The organism is Streptomyces sp. NPDC001231 (assembly GCF_042896885.1).
In the GTDB taxonomy this organism is placed as follows: Bacteria; Actinomycetota; Actinomycetes; order Streptomycetales; family Streptomycetaceae; genus Streptomyces.
The window spans coordinates 57,609-74,435 of record NZ_JBIAXS010000025.1 but is presented as its reverse complement, the minus strand read 5'-3'; the positions used below and the strand labels follow the sequence as shown (position 1 = coordinate 74,435).

Genomic DNA, 16,827 nt, shown 5'->3' with positions numbered 1-16,827 from the left:
TTCTCGCCGCACAGGTCGGGCCGGGTGATGTTCCAGCATGCCTGTGACGCGTTGGGCCAGGCGCCGTGATTCGCGCTGGACCGGCAGTTGCCGCAGGCGCCGCCGCCCGCGCTGCCGCACGGACCCCAGGAGGATCCGCAACAGAACCAGCTCGTTTCACCGGCCCATAGGCTGGTCGATCCGCAAGCCATCGTGCCGTCTCCCTTTGTCGCTGAATGACGCGCGTGGATGAGCGTGCACGCACACGTCGGAATGAGGCGGGAATGACGCGTGCATGACAATTTCAGTGCGAGGGTTGTGCGCACAAAGCACCCCCATGATGCGCCCGTCTACGCGCGTTGGCCAGAGTCCGGCGGCACTCCGACGACTCCATGCCCGGCAAACAGACGGTGCCCCGCGCCCGTAGGACGCGGGGCACCCGGCTCGGCAAACCCGGCTCAGCGGGCCCGGCTCAGTGAGCCCTTGCCCGCTTCTTCTGCGCCCCGTTCGGCCACAGTCGGGGCTTGCGCTTCGCCGCCAGGTCCTCGATCCAGCCGACGGACAGTATGGCCAGCCCTATCAGCGGCCAGACGAGCACGAACTGCCAGATGATTTCCGTCGAGTCCAGCCACGACGAGGCCGCGTCGCTCTGCATGAAGGGCAGGTCGTAGGCCAGGTCGAGGATCGGCACCGTCGCCATGATGAGCAGGTTGTGCCAGAGGTAGATCGTCACCGCTCGGTTGTTGGAGAGGGTGATGAGCTTGTCCCACTTGGCCAGCCGACCCGGCAGCGTCTGCCACGACGGCGAGTACTGCAACAGGATCACCACGATGCCGAACGACCAGGTCGCCTGCGCGAGCGGGATCTCGTTCAGGTCCCAGCCCTCGGAGCCGAGGTGGCCGGACGCCCACCACAGGCCGAAGGCCATCAACGCCGCCGCGCCGGACACCGCCGCATAGCGCGGGATCTGCTTCAGCATGCCGTTGTTGTGGGCGAAGCCGAGCACCCAGCAGCTGCCGTACACGGCGAAGTCCTGGACCGCGTTGCCGGTCTCGCCGGGGATGGTGACCAGCCCGGTGCCGACCACGGCGGTGAGCCCCAGCGGGAACAGCAGGGTCGCCCACGGCACCCGGCGGAACGCCCACAGCAGCAGCGGGGAGGCGAGCACGAACCACAGGTAGGCCCGCAGGTACCACAGCGGACCCGCCGCCTGGTCCGCCCAACTGCTCTCCAGCAGCCCGGACTCGGAGCCGATGCTCAAGGGGTACGGCGGGGCGCCGATCGGCACCAGGTAGTTGAACACGCTGACCGGGCCCCAGAGAGGGCCCCCGAGGTCCGGATCCCTCGCCGGACTCCAGCCCTGCACGAACAGGATCCCGAGCATCAGCGCGCCGAACACCCACAGCGGGGGCAGCAGCCTGCGCACCCTGCTCTTGATCACGGACACGGCGGGACGGTTGAGCGAGCGCGCCATGAGCGAGCCCGCCAGCGCGAACATCACGCCCATGGACGGGAAGAGGACCGACAGCCAGGCCCAGCCGAAGAGGTGGTACGCCACCACACGTATCAGGGCGATGGAGCGCAGCAGGTCCAGATAGCGGTCACGGCCGGGGACCGCCGGCTTCTTCTCCGCGCCGGCCGTGTCGGCCCCACCGGTCGTGCCGGTCGAGTCGGCGCCGGTGGTGTCCGCCGGGGCCGCCCCGTGCACCGCGTCCGCCGTCTTCTGCGCGGGGATCCTCACCTCGCCGGCACCGTCGTACGGCCACCCGGCCGTGGTCCCGGTCGTGGGCCCGGCCGGGTATCCGCCCGCGGTACCGGCCGTCGTCCCCGTCGCGTCCCCGTACGGCCGGCTCCCCGGGGCCGGCCCCGAGTTGGCGGGTACCGAGGAACCGTAACCGGGACCCGGGCCCGGGGGCGTCCCCGGTACGCCCGGCGGCGGTGTGCCGTCCGCCGTCCCGTACTCGTGTGCCGTCATCCGACGGGCCTCCGTTCACTGCCGTTGCCCGTCGCCCGCTGTTGCGGGACCGAACCCGGCGCCTCCACCACGCCGGTGCGCCGCAGTTTCTGCCAGCGCAGCCGACCGCCGGTGAGCGCCGTCATCCAGGACCGGAGCAGGACGACGTACATCAGTTGCCGATAGAGAATCTGCTGGAGCGGCAGCGAGATGAGGTGGCTCATCCGCTCGCGGTCCAGCCGGAAGGCGTACGCGGCGCAGATCGCCTGCACCGCCAGTACGCCGAGCCAGGCGCCGACGGTCTTCTCCGTGGGGCCGAACACCAGCCCGTACAGCAGGAAGACGTCGATCAGCGGGGCCAGCAGCGGGGCCACCACCATGAACAGGGAGACGAACGGCAGTCCGACGCGGCCGAAGCGGCCCGAGGGGCCGCGCTCCACGATGGCCCGGCGGTGCTTCCAGATCGCCTGCATGGTGCCGTACGACCAGCGGTAGCGCTGGGACCACAGCTGCTGCACGGACTCCGGGGCCTCGGTCCAGGCGCGGGCGTTCTCCGCGTACACCACCCGCCAGCCGTCGCGGTGCAGTGCCATGGTGACGTCGGTGTCCTCGGCGAGCGTGTCCTCGCTCATGCCGCCGACCCGCTCCAGCGCGCTGCGCCGGAAGGCGCCGACCGCTCCGGGGATGGTCGGCATGCAGCCGAGGATGTCGTACATCCGGCGGTCGAGGTTGAAGCCCATCACGTACTCGATGTGCTGCCAGGCCCCGATGAGCGAGTCCTTGTTGCCCACCTTGGCGTTGCCGGCGACCGCGCCGACCTTCGGGTCGGCGAAGGGCTGCACCAGCTCGCGGATGGTGGACGGCTCGAACACGGTGTCGCCGTCCATCATCACGATGATGTCGTACCGGGCGTTGGCCAGGCCCCGGTTGAGCGCGGCCGGCTTGCCCGCGTTGAGCTGCCGGATGACCCGCACGCCCGGCAGGTTCAGGTTCTCGACGATGCGCGCGGTGCCGTCGCTGGAGCCGTCGTCGATGACGAGCACCTCGATCGGATGGTCGCTCGCGACAAGTGAACGCACCGTGTTCTCGATGCACTTGGCCTCGTTGTACGCCGGGACGAGCACCGACACCGGCCGGGTGATCGGCGCGTCGGGACCCCAGCGGAAGTTCTTCTTGCGCACCCGGCGGGCGTGCGCCCCCGAGAGCAGCAGCATCAGACCGAAGCGGACGAGGACGAGGGAGCCGATGACGGCGAGGCCGACGACCAGCACGCCGGTGAGTTCGTCCGACGCCTGGACCAGGAAGATCCAGGCCCGGCCCTTCCACAGCTCGGCACCGGCGACCGGGGTGTGCGCGCTGGGTGCGCCGAGGGCCTCGGTGAGGTTCTGGAACTTGTAGCCCTTGGCCTGGAGGTCGGGCAGGAACTTGTCGAGCGCCTCGACGGTCTGGTGCCGGTCGCCACCGGAGTCGTGCATCAGGACGATGGCACCGTCGCCGTGCTTCGGGGTGGCCCTGCGGATGATCTCGTCGACGCCCGGCTTCTGCCAGTCCTCACTGTCGGTGTTGTTGAGGACCGTGAGGTAGCCGCGGGAGCCGATGTACTCGGTGACCGGCCAGGACGCGTTGTCCATCGCGTCGGCGAAGGACGAGTACGGCGGCCGGAACAGCGACGTGCGGATGCCGGCGGCGCCCTCCAGGGCCATCTGGTTCTGGGACAGCTGCCAGTCGATGCCGCCGGGGGACTTGTAGGACAGGTCGGGGTGGTTGAAGGTGTGCAGCCCGATCTCGTGTCCCTCGCGCACGATGCGCTTGACCAGGTCCGGGTACTGCGAGGCCATGGTGCCGGTGATGAAGAAAACCCCGTGCGCGTTGTGCTTCTTGAGCACGTCGAGCACCTTGGGGGTCCACTCGGGGTCGGGACCGTCGTCGAAGGTGAGGACGAGCCGGTGCTTGGGCACGCTCAGGCTGGCGGTCTTGCCACTGCGGGTGTCGATGACCGGGCCGCCCTCGAGGATCTCCTCGGGCACCTTGTCGTAGCCGGCCTCGGGCCTGATGCGGTAGTCGGCGAGGATCTCGCTGTGCACATAGCCGCGCAGCATCAGCATCGCGGTCATGGCGACCAGCAGCATGACGGGGAGCACCCAGCGCATGGGCAGCCGGCGACGTCGCAGATTGACGTGTGCCGGGGCACGCTGTGATCGCCCGTCGCCTCTGGTGGAGCGGCGACGGTTGGAACGGGAGGCCATCAGAGGACGTTCTCCGGAGAGTGGTCGGGGGTGACGCCGGGCCGGTCGGCGGCCCGGCCGGTGGTGGCGACGGGGTTCGCCGTGGGGGCTCCCCCGGCATTGTTGTTGGTGGTGACGCCGCTGCCGCCGGAATCGCCGGGCTTGCCGGTCGCGGTCGGGTCCGGGCCGGGATCGGCCGAACCCGAGTCGGTCGGCGGCGTGTTGGTCTCCGGGGACGAGCCGTTGCCCCCGGTGGCGGGCGGCACGCTGCGGTCCGGGGTGGCCTTCTTCGTGCTGGACACCGAGGGCGCGGGGTCGCTCGGCGCGGCGGGCGTCCCGCCGGACACGGCCGGGGCTCCCGATACGGCGGTGGATCCCGCGGGCGGGTTCACACCGGCGCTCGGGACGGTGGGGGCGGAGGGGTCGGTGGTGGCCTCGGGCGAACCGCTGGTGTCCGGGGACGGGCTGGTGGCATCCGACTGCTGCGGGGACTCCTTGACCTTGCTCGCCGGCTGGTCGTCGGCGCCCGGGACCGGGACCGGTACCCAAGGGGCGGCCGCGTTGCCGGACAGCAGGGTGACGACGATGACGACCGCGTAGACCGCGCAGGCGAGGCCGATGGCCATGCCGAGCCGGCGGAAGCGGCGGCTGCGGCGGCCGGACTCGTCGACGAAGACGGGCCGGTCGGCCTCCTTGCCGGCGGGGCCGGCCGACCCGAGGGTGCCGCCCGGCCGCAGGCTCACGGCGTCGAGCTGCACGGTGACCTCGTGCGGGTCGTGGGTCTCCCAGGGGTCCTCGACCTGCACCCGCAGGGGGCCGGTGCCGGCGGGACCGGTGCCCGCGCCTGCCGACACCCCGGGTGCCGCGGCACCCGGCGCTCCGGGCAGCAACTGCGTCTCCGCCACGGCCGCGGGTCCGGGGAGCATCCGCGTCTCCGCGGCGGCAGCCGTTCCAGGCAGCATCTGCGTCTCGGCGGCAGCCTCCGGGTCCGTCGTCATCCAGGTGTCCGCCATCGGCCCCGACCCCGGCAGTACCCGGGTCTCCGCCGCGATCGCCGGCTCGGCCGTGCGGCCCTTGTCGAACCAGGAGCCCGCCGCCGGACCCGGACCCCGGTCCTCACCGACTCCTTGGGGGCGTCTCTGCGCACCGCCAGGACCGGCCGTCGGCCAGGCCGCCGTCCGCCCGGCGGCATCCGGCCACGCACCCCGGTCACCGGAACCCGGCGCCGTTACGGCGGGGTGGCCTGAATCCGGTTCCGTGCCGAGGGCATCACCGGATATGGGTGACTCGCTCGGGTCCGCGGCCCCGGCCGTCCGCCGACCGTCTCCGGATGGAGATCCGGAGCCGCTCGGTTGGGCGTGATCTGGCCATTTGTCGACGCGCACGTGCTTCCCCCCAGGGGCATGACTTCCAGGTAGGCGTACGAATCCGGGCCTACGTACTGTCGTCGGGCCAGGGCCTCCACCCGGCCCGAGCGCCCCCTTTATCACAGTGCACCCGGGCCCCCGAATGTATCGCATGTGGCTATGCCGTGGAGATGGGTCTCAGATGTGTGCACCCATCACGACCGCGTCCATGGCCGGAATCCACCCCTCCACCGGCTTGCGCAACCATCCTTCCTCGTGCGCCAGTTCGGCAGCAGAACGCCTGAGCGCATCCAATCCTGGATGAACCTGCCCCTTTCGCCACACCAGCGACACCGGCGACAGCGGAAGGGGTTCGACGAGAGGCCGCAGAACCGTCTGGGGCATCGCCGGAAAGTCGACCACGGCGAGAATCGGGTTCCTGTGCTTGGCCATGATCCGCCGGAACTCGGCCACGCCGATCGCGAGCGGAGCGGGCGGTGCGATGCCGATGCCGCGCCCCTCGAACAGCTCCCGCGCGAGGTCGGTCCACTCCAGCGTGCGCGGATTGCCCGCGCCCGCGTACACGGTCTCCCCCGCCAGGGCGTCGAGCGACACCTGCTCCAGGTGCGCGAGCCGGTGCCCCTCGGGCAGGATGACGGCCATCCGCTCGTACCGCACGGGCTGGTGCAGCAGTCCCTGCCGGACCACGGGATCGAGCCCGGCGAACCGTCCGAACGACGCGTCGAGCCGGCCGGCCAGGATCTCGGCGGCGGCACCGGTCAGACCGCTCTCGAAACGGGTCATCAGTTCGAGGTGCGGGACTTGGGACCGCGCCCGGTCCAGCACCCGCTCCCCGAGCAGCCCCGGGCTGTTGACGTCGACGAGCAGCGGCCGCTCCGGCTCGCCCCGGCCGAAGGCGTCGAGCAGCGCGCGCTGCGCCTGGAGCACCCGGCGGGCGTACGGCAGCAGCCGGGTGCCCTCGGCGGTCAGCGTGACCTGCCGGGTGGTCCGTACGAACAACACGGCGCCCAACTCCCGCTCCAGCCGCCGGATGTCACGGCTGAGGGCCTGCTGGGCGACGTACAGCCGCGCGGCGGCGCGTGTGAAGTGCAGTTCCTCGGCGACGGTGACGAAGGCGCGCAGCAGGCGGGGGGCGATCCCCTCGGCGAAGAGGGACGGCGGTCCGGGTTCGGCAGGCACCGGCCGAACTTACAACGCAGATGCGTCAATCGCACCCGACCAGGTGTTGGACCGCAGGTCAGCGCGGGGGCGACGGTGACGGCATGCCGAAAACCCCTGCCCCGTCCGCCACCTCGGCCGCCGCGCCGGCCTCCAGGGAAGGTCGCGCCTCCCTACTCGTCCCCTACCGCCGCCTGTTCGCCCTCCCCGGCACCCGCGCCTTCACCGCCGGGAACCTGATAGCCCGGCTGCCGTCGGGCATGTTCGGCGTGAGCGCGGTCGTCATGATCGCCGGTGCACGGGGCTCGTACGCGCTGGCCGGCGCCGTCACCGCCACCGGCCTCGCGGCGACCGCGGTGACCGCCCCCTGGGTCGCCCGGCTGGTGGACCGGTACGGGCAGGCCCGGATCGCCGTGCCCGCCACCGTCTGCGCGGTCCTGGGCAGCCTGGCCCTCCTGCTGTGCGTGCGCCACGACGCTCCCGACTGGACCCTGTTCGCCGCGTACGCCGCCACCGCGACCACCCCCAACACCGGCGGAATGTCCCGCGCCCGCTGGGCGCACCTGCTGCGGTCCGACCCCGAGGCCCTGCACACCGCCAACTCCTTCGAACAGGCCGCGGACGAGCTGTGCTTCATGCTCGGCCCGGTCCTCGCGGCCTTCCTCACCGGGACGTTCTTCCCCGAGGCCGGCACGCTGGTCGGCGCCGTACTCCTGCTGACCGGCATCCTCCTGTTCACCGCCCAGCGCTCGACCGAGCCGCCGCCGAGCCCCCGCACTCCCGCGCGGGCACCTCTGCGCGCCCCCGGTATGCCGGGCCAGCTCGCCGTGTGCCTCGCCATCGGCGCGGTGTTCGGCGCGATGGAGGTCGTCACCGTGGCGTTCGCGGACGAGCGGGGCCATCGGTCGGTGGCGGGCGTGGCACTCGGCCTCCAGGCGGCCGGTTCGTGCGTGGCCGGGCTGGTGTACGGGGCCCTGCGACCGGCGGGCCCGGCCGGACGGCGACTGCCGTGGTGCGTGGCGGCGATGACGGCCCTCATGGCCCTGCCGCTGCTGGCCGCCGCGCTGACAGGCTCCCTGCTCGCGCTGTCCGCGGCGCTGCTCGTCGCAGGTACGGCGACGGCGCCCACCATGGTCACCAACATGACCCTGGTCCAGCAGCGCTCACCCGAGGGCCGCCTCAACGAGGGCATGACCCTCGCGGTGACCGGCCTGCTCGGCGGCATCGCCTGCGGCAGCGCGACCGGTGGCTGGGTGGTCGAGCACGTCTCGGCGACGGCGGGCTACGCGGTCCCGGTGACGGCGGCGGCGATCGCGCTGCTGATCTCAGTGAGCGGCGTACGCAAGGAACTCTGACCAGGCGTCGGCGTTCACCGCGAAGCGCGGGCTGTGGACGCCGAGTTTGGAGTCACGGACGTGGATGGTGCGGGGAGAGGCGGCGACTTCGACGCAGGCGCTGCCTTCGGAGTCGCTATAACTCGACTTGAACCATGACAGTTCGTCGCTCACAGCTCCTCCGCCACCTTCCTGGTGAACTGGGCAGACTCCTCCACACTAAGCGCCTGCATGCGGATCATGCCATAGCGCTGAGTCAATGTACTGAGCTTGTTTCCGTCAGAGTAAAGGGCGCCCGTCGACTGCCCGTCGACAAAGGCGTAGCGCTCATGATCGGCGGTCTCCACCAGCACCATCGGCCCGCTGAGCGCAGCCGTGGGAGCGGTGCAGAACGGGAGTACCTGGATCGACAGGTGACGCCGCTTGCCAACCTCCAGCAGGTGCCGGCACTGGTTGCGCATGACGTCCCGGCCGCCGACGACCGAGCGCAACGCGGCCTCGTGCACCACGAAACTGAAGTGCGTGGGCGGCTTGCTGGTCAGCTTCTCCTGCCGCTTCAGCCGGGCCGCGACCCGCTCGTCCACCGTCTCCTCGTCCAGGGGAGGGCAGTTGCTGCTGATCAGCGCTCGTGCGTACTCCGGAGTCTGGAGCAGGCCGGGAATCAACAGGGGCTCGTACCACTGGACGGTGATGGCCTCGGCCTCCACCAGCACGTACTGTTGCGTCCGTTGGGGGAACGGCTCGGGTTTCAGGAACTCGTGCGCGGCCGACAACTTGCCTCGCGCCCCGCACAGTTGATCAGCGACCTGCAACAGCCGCAGCGTCGGCCGACGGCGCCCGCACTCCATCGACTTGACGTACTCGTAGTCGTAGCCGGCCTCTTCGGCCAGGACCTGCCGGGTGACCTGGGCCTCCTCCCGCCACAGCTTGATCTGTCCACCGCAGTAACGCCAGTTCTGCTGCGCCTGCTGGGAGTCCCCCGTAGCCACGCGCCCTCACCCGCCTCCCACTGCCGCACCGTGTACAGCCACGCTGCGTACCCGACCCGCTACTTCCGAGGCTAGGCGCAGGCCAGCAGCATTCTCCCGCCGAACGACGGAGAATCACACGCAAGGAACCAGCCCGTATGCCGACGCCGCACCGCTCACCCACCGCGCTCCCCCAGGACATCGAGTTCCGCTTCCCGCGCGACGCGAGGAGCGTGAGCAGGGCCCGGGTGCTCCTGCGCGAACAGGCAACGTCGTGGAAGCTGCCCGATGAAGTGACGGAGACGGCGGTGCTCCTGCTCAGCGAGCTGATGACGAACGCCTACCGCCACGCGAAGGCGCCGGGCCGGGAGATTCGGGCGCGCTGCGTACTGAGCGAGGAGGGCCGCCTGCGCGTCTCGGTGACGGACGCGAACGACACGCTGCCGACGCCCCGGGAGGCATCACCGGAGGACGAGTCGGGCCGGGGCCTGGCGCTGGTGGAGACGCTGGCGAACGACTGGGGCGCGGAACCCCGCGAGGCCGGCATCGGCAAGACGGTGTGGTTCGAACTCGCCCCGGACCCGCGGACACAGGCAGAGGGGTGATGTCACTGCTGGTCGACGTCGCCTTCGCGCGGCTCTTCCCCGTCCTCCACGCCCGCCGCCGCCGACCTTTCCGCCCGGATCCCTTCACGGACGAACCAGATCACCACGAGGGAACCCAGCATGGCCGGCAGGGACCACACGAGCGTCCACAGCCCACCGAGCACCACACCCACCACGGCCGATCCGTGGACCAGGACGGCCAGAGCGGACACCCCGATCATCTCGGCCCGCGCTCGTCCTGCCGTACTCAGCCGCCCCGCCATGGAAACCGTGCACTCCCCCACTACTGCGCAGGCCTGCCGCGCCGTGCCCGAGCGGCGGCGGGCGCGCATCGGTCGACCTTGATCCGATCACGCGGCGGGGAATCCGGGAAGTGAGATCTTCACGTATTGGCGCTCACGCCGCCCGCTTCGTCCTGGACGGCCTTGCCGACGAGCGGCTCGAAGGCCTTGAGGACGCACCAACTGGCGCCTTCGTCAAGGACTCTCCAGGCGGCCTTGGGACGGGCGTCCATGGTCACGGTCGCGGTGTCCCCTTCCGTCGTGATGGAGACGTGGAACCTCACCGGGAGGCTCAGCCGTCCCTTACAGATGACGGTGAGCTCGCCGTGGGTGAATTCCGTGACACTTTCGACGTAGGGGGCCGGGAGCGGCTTGAGGGCGTGCAGCACACTGGCGGTGAGCTGGTGGGCGGTGGTGCCGGGACGTATCGGCACGCGGATCTCAGCGGTGCACGGCAGGGGCACGGCCTCGGGGGAAAGTGTCAGGCCGTGGCGCGAAGCCATACGCGCGGCCTGCCATACGTTCGACGTGGAGCCGACGATGGCCACGACAGCACCCACCGCGAGCCCGAAGAGTGTCCCCTGAAGCAGCGCGGCCACCCAGGCGGTCGCATCGTCCCAGATCATGACACCGGCCATGGCACCCCCGCAGAGAACGGCAAGTGCGGCAAGCCCCACGGCAAAACGGCGTATGACCGCGACCCAATAGCTGATCATGATGAAATTCCCATTTTTTCGGTACCGCGGCCTACAGCCAGCCGTGGTATTCGGCGATGCGGACGGCGTCGACGAGGGTGCGCGCGTGGAGCTTACCGACAGCGGACGAGAGCCGGTTGCGTACCGTGCCCAGGCTCAGGAAGAGTTCGGCGGCTATCTCGCGGGCGTGGGCGCCCGAGGACGCCAGCCGCAGCACCTCGGTCTCCCGCTCGGTCAGAGGGCTGACCGTGTCGGCCCCAGCGTCCCGCATCCGCGGATCGATCACGCGCCCACCGGCGGCGACCCGGCGAATCGCGTCCGCGGTCTCGGCGGGGGTCGCGGACTTGAGGAGGTAGCCGGAGGCGCCCGCGTCCATGGCACGCCCCAAGTGCCCGGGCCGGTCAAGCGCCGTGAGCATCAGGGTGCGGCACTCGGGCAGTTGCTCGGCGAGCGCTGAGGCGACGGCGATACCGTCCACGTCGGGCAGGTCGATGTCGAGGAGAACCACGTCGGGTCGCAGCCGCTCGGCCTCCGTGAGCGCCGAGGAGCCGTCGGGGGCCTCGCCGACCACCTGCATCCCCAGCTCCCCCGAAAGCAGCACCACCAGCCCGGACCGCACGACAGCGTGGTCCTCGACCACGAGCACTTCGATCACCGGTCGGCTGTCCCTTGCCGAAAGCGGCTCCTCCAGCGCGCCAGGGGCCAGACGACTGGCGACACAGTGCAGTGGACAAGAGATATCCCGACAGCCAGCCAGAAACTCGGGGCGGAGACGAGCGGTTCCAGCAGACCTTCGGAATCACCCTGCCGGGACACGAAAGGAACAGCACCACCGACAGCAAGAAGCATGAAGGTGATGCGTGACGTGACGGGACTGCGTCGCACTCTCCCTGCATCGGCCTCAGCATCCGCGTACTCACGCTTGAAGACGATCGGAAAAAGAATCGGACGCGCGATGAACAGACCCGCAAGGATCAGGTACCAGACAGGAACCGGATTATCTCCCCCTTGCAGGCCGAGGCCGATCAGAGCAATCCATGAGGCGATCACCGAACCGGGGATCATCAGAGAACGCGGCGTTATCCGTAGGTGCTTCATTGACCCTTCACGTATGGGGCGGAGGGGAGAAGTCCCCTCCGCCCCGACTCTGCCTGCTTCAGCGCCTTCGCTTCCGCTCAGCAGCTGTCAGCTAGCTGAAGCACTTCCCTCTCTTCGCGTAGTAGCCCGCCCCGAATGCCGCGCCCCCCGCAACTGCCGCGTCGCTCCACCGGCTTCTGCCGTTCCGGTAGCCCACAAGACTACCGATGCCGGCGGATGAGGCGGCGCAGAGCCGTGATCAAAGCAGGGATGCCGCAGCCGAAGAAGTGAAGGGTTCACAAGTTGCGAAGATCATGTAAAGCGAGCAAAGGTGCAGGTCAGAGCACTACGACAGACTCAAGCTGCTCCGACGCCACCCGGGCCGGGTCCATAATTGACCGAAGATGATCATGGCAGGGGCGGGTCAAGGATGCGGAGTGGGCCGGGCCAGTTCGGCGACCTCGGTGAGTGCCGCCGCGGCGGACTCGGCGGAAGCGTCCGCCCGTAGGGCGTTCTCGGCCGCGGACGCAGGAGGACGTACGGCTCATCAGCAGCCCCGGGACAACCCGGTCTCTGGCCGACGAGCTGACCCGGGCACAGCGGCTGCTGACCACCTCCGGGATAGGGGTGCACGCCTCGCTGCCGCCGCGCCTCGAACTGGACGACGCGGTGACGGAGTGCCTGCGGTCGGTGCTCCACGAGGCGGTGGGCAACCTGCTGGAACACAGCCGTGCCACGTTCTGCGAGATCGAGCTCCGCGCCGGCCAGGACGACATCCGCCTGACCGTTCGCAACGACGGCGTCCCCACCACGTCGCCCCCGCCCCTCACCTCGGCACCCGGCCGCGGCACAGGCCTCACCGGCCTCAGAGGCCGAGTCGTCGCCCTCGGCGGAACCCTGCGTGCCGGCCCGGAAGACCGGGAGTTCTCCGTGACGGCCACCCTGCCTCTGGGCTGACGCCGCGCACACGGAAAAGGCCCCGCCGCTCGAAAGCGACGGGGCCTTGCCCACATGGGTGAAGGAGGCTCGGGAGCCTCCCGATCGTGGAGATGGCGGGAATCGAACCCGCGTCCAACGGTGCGGAATCAGGGCTTCTCCGTGTGCAGTCCGCTTCGCTTTTCTCAGCCCCGGAGATCACGCGGACAAGTCTCCGACGGGCTCAGTCACTGTTTGGTTTCCCTCTTCACCCCGTGACCGGGATCAAGGTTTAGTCCCCTAGCTGATGCCAGGATCCGGGTCGGGAACAGCCCCGGGCTGACACTCCCTTAGTAGGAGGCTCGCTCTGCTACCTGAGATCAGGCAGCGAGGGCGAAGGCCTGCTGGGAGGAATCGCGCTTGGTGTTGGCGATTATTTTTTCGGCCTGTGGTTTACGAGATCATGGCCGCTTCCTCGACACGCTTCCCCTGCTTCGACAGCCGCTGTCGAAACCGATCATCCCCATGTTGATTTTTCAAAACCCCTCCGGAGAGGAGATCCGCACCTGCCTCGCGGTGCTGCTGTCATCGTACGTGACCAAGGCAGGTCCGTGCCAGCGTATTCCCCGCGTCCCGGACCTGCCGCTACGCCCGCTGCCTGCGCCGCGCCGCCGCCACCGCGCGATCCGTCTCGCGGCGGTCCTGCTTCTCGCGGAGCGTCTGCCGCTTGTCGTACTCCTTCTTGCCCTTCGCCAGCGCGATCTCGACCTTGGCCCGGCCGTCCTTGAAGTACAGCGCGAGGGGCACGATCGTGTGACCCGTCTCCTGGGACTTCGACTCCAGCTTGTCGATCTCCTCCCGGTGCAGCAGCAGCTTCCGCTTGCGGCGGGCGCTGTGGTTGGTCCAGGTGCCCTGGCTGTACTCGGGCACGTGCACGTTGTGCAGCCACGCCTCGTGCCCGTCGAGCTGCACGAACCCGTCGACCAGCGACGCCCGCCCCTGACGCAGCGACTTCACCTCGGTCCCCATCAGCACCAGACCGGCCTCGTAGGTGTCGATGATGAGGTAGTCGTGCCGCGCCTTCTTGTTCTGCGCGATCAGCTTGCGCCCTTTTTCCTTAGCCATAGTGCCCCCCATTTTCGCACTACGGAGGGGGTGTGCGGGAAGCGTATTAAAGGGCGTGCCCGGCCGGGCTAGGACGCCTCGCCCAAACCCGTCAGAACCGTCTGCGCGCGCCGCAGCGCGTCCTGCCCGGCGTCCAGGTCCGGGGTGATGCCGTGGCCGTCCACGGCGTGCCCCCCGGGGGTGCGGTAGTGCCCGACCGTGAGCTCGGCGACCGAGCCGTCGGGCAGCCTGCTCGGCATCTGCACCGAGCCCTTGCCGAAGGTGCGGGAGCCCACGACGACCGCGCGGCCGCGGTCCTGGAGGGCGCCGGTGAGCAGTTCGGCCGCGCTCATCGTGCCGCCGTCGACGAGTACGACCAGAGGCCGGGTGGTGTCCCCGCCGGAGCCGGCGTGCAGGGCGCGCTGGTCGCCGTCGACGTCGTAGGTGGCGACCAGACCGCCGTCGAGGAAGGCGGAGGCGGTGGTGACGGCCTCGGTGACCAGGCCGCCGGAGTTGCCGCGCAGGTCGAGGACGATCCCGTCGACGGCCGGGGAGCGGCGGACGGCGGTGCGGACCTTGTCGCCCACGCCCTTCGTGAACGCGGCGATCTTGATGACGGTCACGCCGCCCGCCGAGCGCCGTACCGTGACCGGGTCCGTCGACAGACGGGCCCGGCGGAGCGTCTGGGTCCACAAGCGCTTGCCGCGTTGCAGGCCCAGGGTGACGGCGGTGCCGGCGGGCGCGTCGTCGGCGTCGCCCCGCAGCAGCGCGACCACGTCGGTCACCGGCAGCCCGTCGGTCCGCTCGCCGTCGATGCTGCGCAGCCGGTCGCCCCGGCGGATACCGGCGGCCGCCGCGGGCGAGCCCGCCCGGACCTTCGCCACCTCCACCCGGCCGTCCCGGCGGCGCCGCGTCGACAGTCCGACGCCGGTGTACTGGCCGTCCAGGGCCTCCTGGAACTCCTCGTACTCGCCCCGGGAGTAGACGGCTCCCCAGCGGTCGCCGCTGCGGCTGACGGCACGTGCGGCGGCCTGCATGGGGGACTCGCCGACGGCCATGGCCTCGGCCGCCGCCCGGGTCACTTCCTCGGGCCGGCCCATGGGAACGGCCGAACCAGCCTCGCCCGCCTGGGACTTGCGGTCGTCGTGGCCGGGCAGGGAGCCCGTCGCCGCGCCCGCCACCAGCACGCTCGCGAAGACCAATGTCAGGGCGGCCCCGGCGCGGCCGCGGCGGGGCTGACGGAACAGGTCACGGCCTGACATGGCGGTGAGTCTAGGACAACGCCCCGAGGCCGTACGGTTGCTCGACCGTACGACCTCTTTGGCGTGCGTCACACCTTCAGGTACTTGCGCAGCGCGAAGAACGCGGCCAACGCCGGCATCAGCACACTTGTCGCGAGGATGAGCGGCAGCTTCGTCAGCACCGCGTCCCAGCCGATGAAGTTGATCAGGTTCAGCTTCTCCGACAGGGCGAGACCGTGGTCGATGATGAAGTACCGCGCGGTCACCAGGAATCCGCAGGCGACCCCGCCGCCGATCAGCCCGGCGACCGCCGCCTCCATGATGAACGGCGCCTGGATGTAGAAGCCGGAGGCGCCCACCAGGCGCATGATCCCGGTCTCACGCCTGCGGCTGAACGCCGAGACGCGCACGGTGTTGACGATCAGCATCAGCGCGACGACCAGCATCAGCGACATCACCGCGCGCGCGGCCCAGTTCATACCGTTCAGCAGCCCGAAGAGGTTGTCCAGGATGCCTTTCTGATCCTGTACGGAGTACACACCGTCCCGGCCGTTGAAGGCGCTCGCGATGACCTTGTACTGCTCCGGGTTCTTCAGCTTGATCCGGTACGACTCCTGCATCTGGTCCGGCGTGATGGTGCTGGCCAGTGGGGTGTCGCCGAACTGCTCCTGGTAGTGCTTGTACGCCTCGTCCTGGGACTCGTAGGTGACCTTCTCGATCACCGACATCTTCTTCAGGTCGGCGAGGATCGTCTTCTTCTGGTCCTCGGTGACCGCGCCCTTGGCGCAGTTGGGGTCGCTCTGGGCGTTGCTCTTGTTGCAGAAGTAGATCGAGACGTTGATCTTGTCGTACCAGTAGCCCTTCATGTTGTTGACCTGGTCGCTCATCAGGAGCGACCCGCCGAACAGGGCGAGCGACAGGGCGACGGAGACGACGACGGCGAAGGTCATCGTCAGATTGCGACGGAGACCGACACCGATCTCCGACAGGACGAACTGGGCGCGCATGACGTCTGGTCAAGCCTTTCCGTCGTGGACTGGTCAGTGCTGGTAGCCGTAGACGCCGCGCGCCTGGTCTCGGACGAGACGGCCCTTCTCCAGCTCGATGACGCGCTTGCGCATCTGGTCCACGATGTTCTGGTCGTGGGTCGCCATCAACACGGTGGTGCCCGTCCGGTTGATGCGGTCGAGCAACTTCATGATGCCGACGGAGGTCTGCGGGTCGAGGTTGCCGGTCGGCTCGTCGCAGATGAGCAGCTTGGGCCGGTTGACGAAGGCGCGCGCGATGGCGACGCGCTGCTGCTCACCACCGGACAGCTCGCCGGGCCTGCGGTCCTCCTTGCCGCCGAGCCCGACGAGGTCGAGCACCTGCGGCACGGACTTGCGGATCTCGCCCTTGGACTTGCCGATGACCTCCTGGGCGAAGGCGACGTTCTCGGCGACCGTCTTGTTGGGCAGGAGGCGGAAGTCCTGGAAGACCGTGCCCAACTGGCGGCGGATCTGCGGGACCTTCCAGTTGGAGACGCGCGCGAGGTCCTTGCCCAGGACGTGCACCTGGCCGTGACTGCACCGCTCCTCGCGGAGGATCAGCCGCAGGAAGGTGGACTTTCCGGAGCCGGAGGACCCCACGAGAAACACGAACTCGCCCTTCTCCACCTCCAGGGAGACATCCCTGAGGGCCGGGCGGGTCTGCTTGGGGTAGACCTTGGAGACATTGTCGAATCGGATCACGGATGCACCACGCGTCGCCGGGGGTAGATGAGCGTGACCATACGCGAACCGGGTACGGGCGCGCAGTCGCCGGCCAGGGTTACGTGTGGGTTGTGTGTTTTTGTACGGAGCATATTCTCGCGGAGTTGGTACAAGGCCCGTGCTTGCGGAGCGACCCGCGCGCCGTCCCGGCGAACCTGGCATTGTGGGGAGGG

The 16,827-nt window shown here is 69.7% G+C and carries 17 protein-coding genes and 1 other RNA gene; 3 read left to right on the top strand and 15 right to left on the bottom strand.

Annotated features, from left to right (window positions below):
- Positions 1-451: 451 nt before the first annotated feature.
- From ACFY3J_RS27515 to ACFY3J_RS27500, 4 genes are all read right to left on the bottom strand, one after another.
- Complete coding sequence (locus ACFY3J_RS27515) at positions 452-1,954, bottom strand: acyltransferase (RefSeq protein ID WP_390841947.1); 1,503 nt, start codon at positions 1,952-1,954, stop codon at positions 452-454.
- Positions 1,951-4,179, bottom strand: a complete 2,229-nt coding sequence (locus ACFY3J_RS27510) for a glycosyltransferase (RefSeq protein WP_390841946.1) — start codon at positions 4,177-4,179, stop codon at positions 1,951-1,953. Before ACFY3J_RS27510 ends, ACFY3J_RS27515 begins: the two co-directional genes overlap by 4 nt.
- Positions 4,179-5,171 carry a translation initiation factor IF-2 gene (locus ACFY3J_RS27505; protein WP_390841945.1) on the bottom strand — a complete coding sequence of 331 codons (993 nt, stop codon included), beginning with the start codon at positions 5,169-5,171 and terminating at the stop codon, positions 4,179-4,181. Before ACFY3J_RS27505 ends, ACFY3J_RS27510 begins: the two co-directional genes overlap by 1 nt.
- A gap of 531 nt (positions 5,172-5,702) precedes the next feature.
- Positions 5,703-6,704: a LysR family transcriptional regulator gene (locus ACFY3J_RS27500; RefSeq protein WP_390841944.1), complete on the bottom strand. Its 1,002-nt coding sequence runs from the start codon at positions 6,702-6,704 to the stop codon at positions 5,703-5,705.
- Positions 6,705-6,787: 83 nt separating this feature from the next.
- Between ACFY3J_RS27500 and ACFY3J_RS27495 the strand changes: the two genes are divergently transcribed.
- Positions 6,788-8,038 carry an MFS transporter gene (locus tag ACFY3J_RS27495; protein ID WP_390841943.1) on the top strand — a complete coding sequence of 417 codons (1,251 nt, stop codon included), beginning with the start codon at positions 6,788-6,790 and terminating at the stop codon, positions 8,036-8,038.
- Here the strand turns inward: ACFY3J_RS27495 and ACFY3J_RS27490 are convergent.
- Positions 8,009-8,191 (bottom strand): DUF397 domain-containing protein, encoded by a 183-nt coding sequence (locus ACFY3J_RS27490; protein ID WP_390841942.1) that lies wholly within the window; start codon positions 8,189-8,191, stop codon positions 8,009-8,011. The two genes, ACFY3J_RS27495 and ACFY3J_RS27490, sit on opposite strands and share 30 nt — an antisense overlap.
- A complete protein-coding gene (locus tag ACFY3J_RS27485) occupies positions 8,188-9,006 on the bottom strand; it encodes a helix-turn-helix domain-containing protein (RefSeq protein WP_390841941.1) in 819 nt (272 codons plus the stop codon). Before ACFY3J_RS27485 ends, ACFY3J_RS27490 begins: the two co-directional genes overlap by 4 nt.
- Positions 9,007-9,143: 137 nt before the next feature.
- Between ACFY3J_RS27485 and ACFY3J_RS27480 the strand changes: the two genes are divergently transcribed.
- Entirely contained in the window at positions 9,144-9,590 is a 447-nt protein-coding gene (locus ACFY3J_RS27480) for an ATP-binding protein (RefSeq protein WP_390841940.1), read from the top strand.
- 2 nt (positions 9,591-9,592) lie between these two features.
- Here the strand turns inward: ACFY3J_RS27480 and ACFY3J_RS27475 are convergent, their stop codons facing one another.
- From ACFY3J_RS27475 to ACFY3J_RS27460, 4 genes are all read right to left on the bottom strand, one after another.
- Positions 9,593-9,853 (bottom strand): hypothetical protein, encoded by a 261-nt coding sequence (locus tag ACFY3J_RS27475; RefSeq protein ID WP_390841939.1) that lies wholly within the window; start codon positions 9,851-9,853, stop codon positions 9,593-9,595.
- A gap of 119 nt (positions 9,854-9,972) precedes the next feature.
- Positions 9,973-10,497 (bottom strand): hypothetical protein, encoded by a 525-nt coding sequence (locus ACFY3J_RS27470; RefSeq protein ID WP_390841938.1) that lies wholly within the window; start codon positions 10,495-10,497, stop codon positions 9,973-9,975.
- Between the two features lie 121 nt (positions 10,498-10,618).
- A complete protein-coding gene (locus ACFY3J_RS27465) occupies positions 10,619-11,221 on the bottom strand; it encodes a response regulator (RefSeq protein ID WP_390841937.1) in 603 nt (200 codons plus the stop codon).
- Positions 11,218-11,664, bottom strand: a complete 447-nt coding sequence (locus ACFY3J_RS27460) for a hypothetical protein (protein WP_390841936.1) — start codon at positions 11,662-11,664, stop codon at positions 11,218-11,220. The genes ACFY3J_RS27465 and ACFY3J_RS27460 overlap by 4 nt, the downstream gene beginning before the upstream one ends.
- Positions 11,665-12,270: 606 nt before the next feature.
- On the opposite strand from ACFY3J_RS27460, the gene ACFY3J_RS27455 reads away from it, so the two are divergent.
- Complete coding sequence (locus ACFY3J_RS27455; protein ID WP_390841935.1) at positions 12,271-12,600, top strand: sensor histidine kinase; 330 nt, start codon at positions 12,271-12,273, stop codon at positions 12,598-12,600.
- Between the two features lie 84 nt (positions 12,601-12,684).
- Here the strand turns inward: ACFY3J_RS27455 and ssrA are convergent.
- The 5 genes from ssrA to ftsE form a co-directional block, all read right to left on the bottom strand.
- Positions 12,685-13,083, bottom strand: a transfer-messenger RNA (tmRNA) gene (gene ssrA / locus ACFY3J_RS27450).
- A gap of 120 nt (positions 13,084-13,203) precedes the next feature.
- Positions 13,204-13,683 carry an SsrA-binding protein SmpB gene (smpB, locus tag ACFY3J_RS27445; protein WP_384179549.1) on the bottom strand — a complete coding sequence of 160 codons (480 nt, stop codon included), beginning with the start codon at positions 13,681-13,683 and terminating at the stop codon, positions 13,204-13,206.
- A 68-nt stretch (positions 13,684-13,751) separates the two neighbouring features.
- Positions 13,752-14,924 (bottom strand): S41 family peptidase, encoded by a 1,173-nt coding sequence (locus tag ACFY3J_RS27440; protein WP_384179551.1) that lies wholly within the window; start codon positions 14,922-14,924, stop codon positions 13,752-13,754.
- Positions 14,925-14,992: 68 nt separating this feature from the next.
- Positions 14,993-15,910, bottom strand: a complete 918-nt coding sequence (ftsX, locus tag ACFY3J_RS27435; protein WP_384179553.1) for a permease-like cell division protein FtsX — start codon at positions 15,908-15,910, stop codon at positions 14,993-14,995.
- A gap of 33 nt (positions 15,911-15,943) precedes the next feature.
- Positions 15,944-16,633 (bottom strand): cell division ATP-binding protein FtsE, encoded by a 690-nt coding sequence (gene ftsE, locus ACFY3J_RS27430; protein ID WP_384179555.1) that lies wholly within the window; start codon positions 16,631-16,633, stop codon positions 15,944-15,946.
- Between the last annotated feature and the right edge of the window lie 194 nt (positions 16,634-16,827).

Bases quoted from the DNA above. Each gene is read 5' to 3' on its own strand.
- ftsX (WP_384179553.1), bottom strand. From the start codon at position 15,910: ATGCGCGCCCAGTTCGTCCTGTCGGAGATCGGTGTCGGTCTCCGTCGC.
- smpB (WP_384179549.1), bottom strand. From the start codon at position 13,683: ATGGCTAAGGAAAAAGGGCGCAAGCTGATCGCGCAGAACAAGAAGGCG.
- ACFY3J_RS27505 (WP_390841945.1), bottom strand. From the start codon at position 5,171: ATGGCGGACACCTGGATGACGACGGACCCGGAGGCTGCCGCCGAGACG.
- ACFY3J_RS27510 (WP_390841946.1), bottom strand. From the start codon at position 4,179: ATGGCCTCCCGTTCCAACCGTCGCCGCTCCACCAGAGGCGACGGGCGA.
- ACFY3J_RS27460 (WP_390841936.1), bottom strand. From the start codon at position 11,664: ATGAAGCACCTACGGATAACGCCGCGTTCTCTGATGATCCCCGGTTCG.
- ACFY3J_RS27440 (WP_384179551.1), bottom strand. From the start codon at position 14,924: ATGTCAGGCCGTGACCTGTTCCGTCAGCCCCGCCGCGGCCGCGCCGGG.
- ACFY3J_RS27475 (WP_390841939.1), bottom strand. From the start codon at position 9,853: ATGGCGGGGCGGCTGAGTACGGCAGGACGAGCGCGGGCCGAGATGATC.
- ACFY3J_RS27515 (WP_390841947.1), bottom strand. From the start codon at position 1,954: ATGACGGCACACGAGTACGGGACGGCGGACGGCACACCGCCGCCGGGC.
- ACFY3J_RS27470 (WP_390841938.1), bottom strand. From the start codon at position 10,497: ATGATCTGGGACGATGCGACCGCCTGGGTGGCCGCGCTGCTTCAGGGG.
- ACFY3J_RS27480 (WP_390841940.1), top strand. From the start codon at position 9,144: ATGCCGACGCCGCACCGCTCACCCACCGCGCTCCCCCAGGACATCGAG.
- ACFY3J_RS27495 (WP_390841943.1), top strand. From the start codon at position 6,788: ATGCCGAAAACCCCTGCCCCGTCCGCCACCTCGGCCGCCGCGCCGGCC.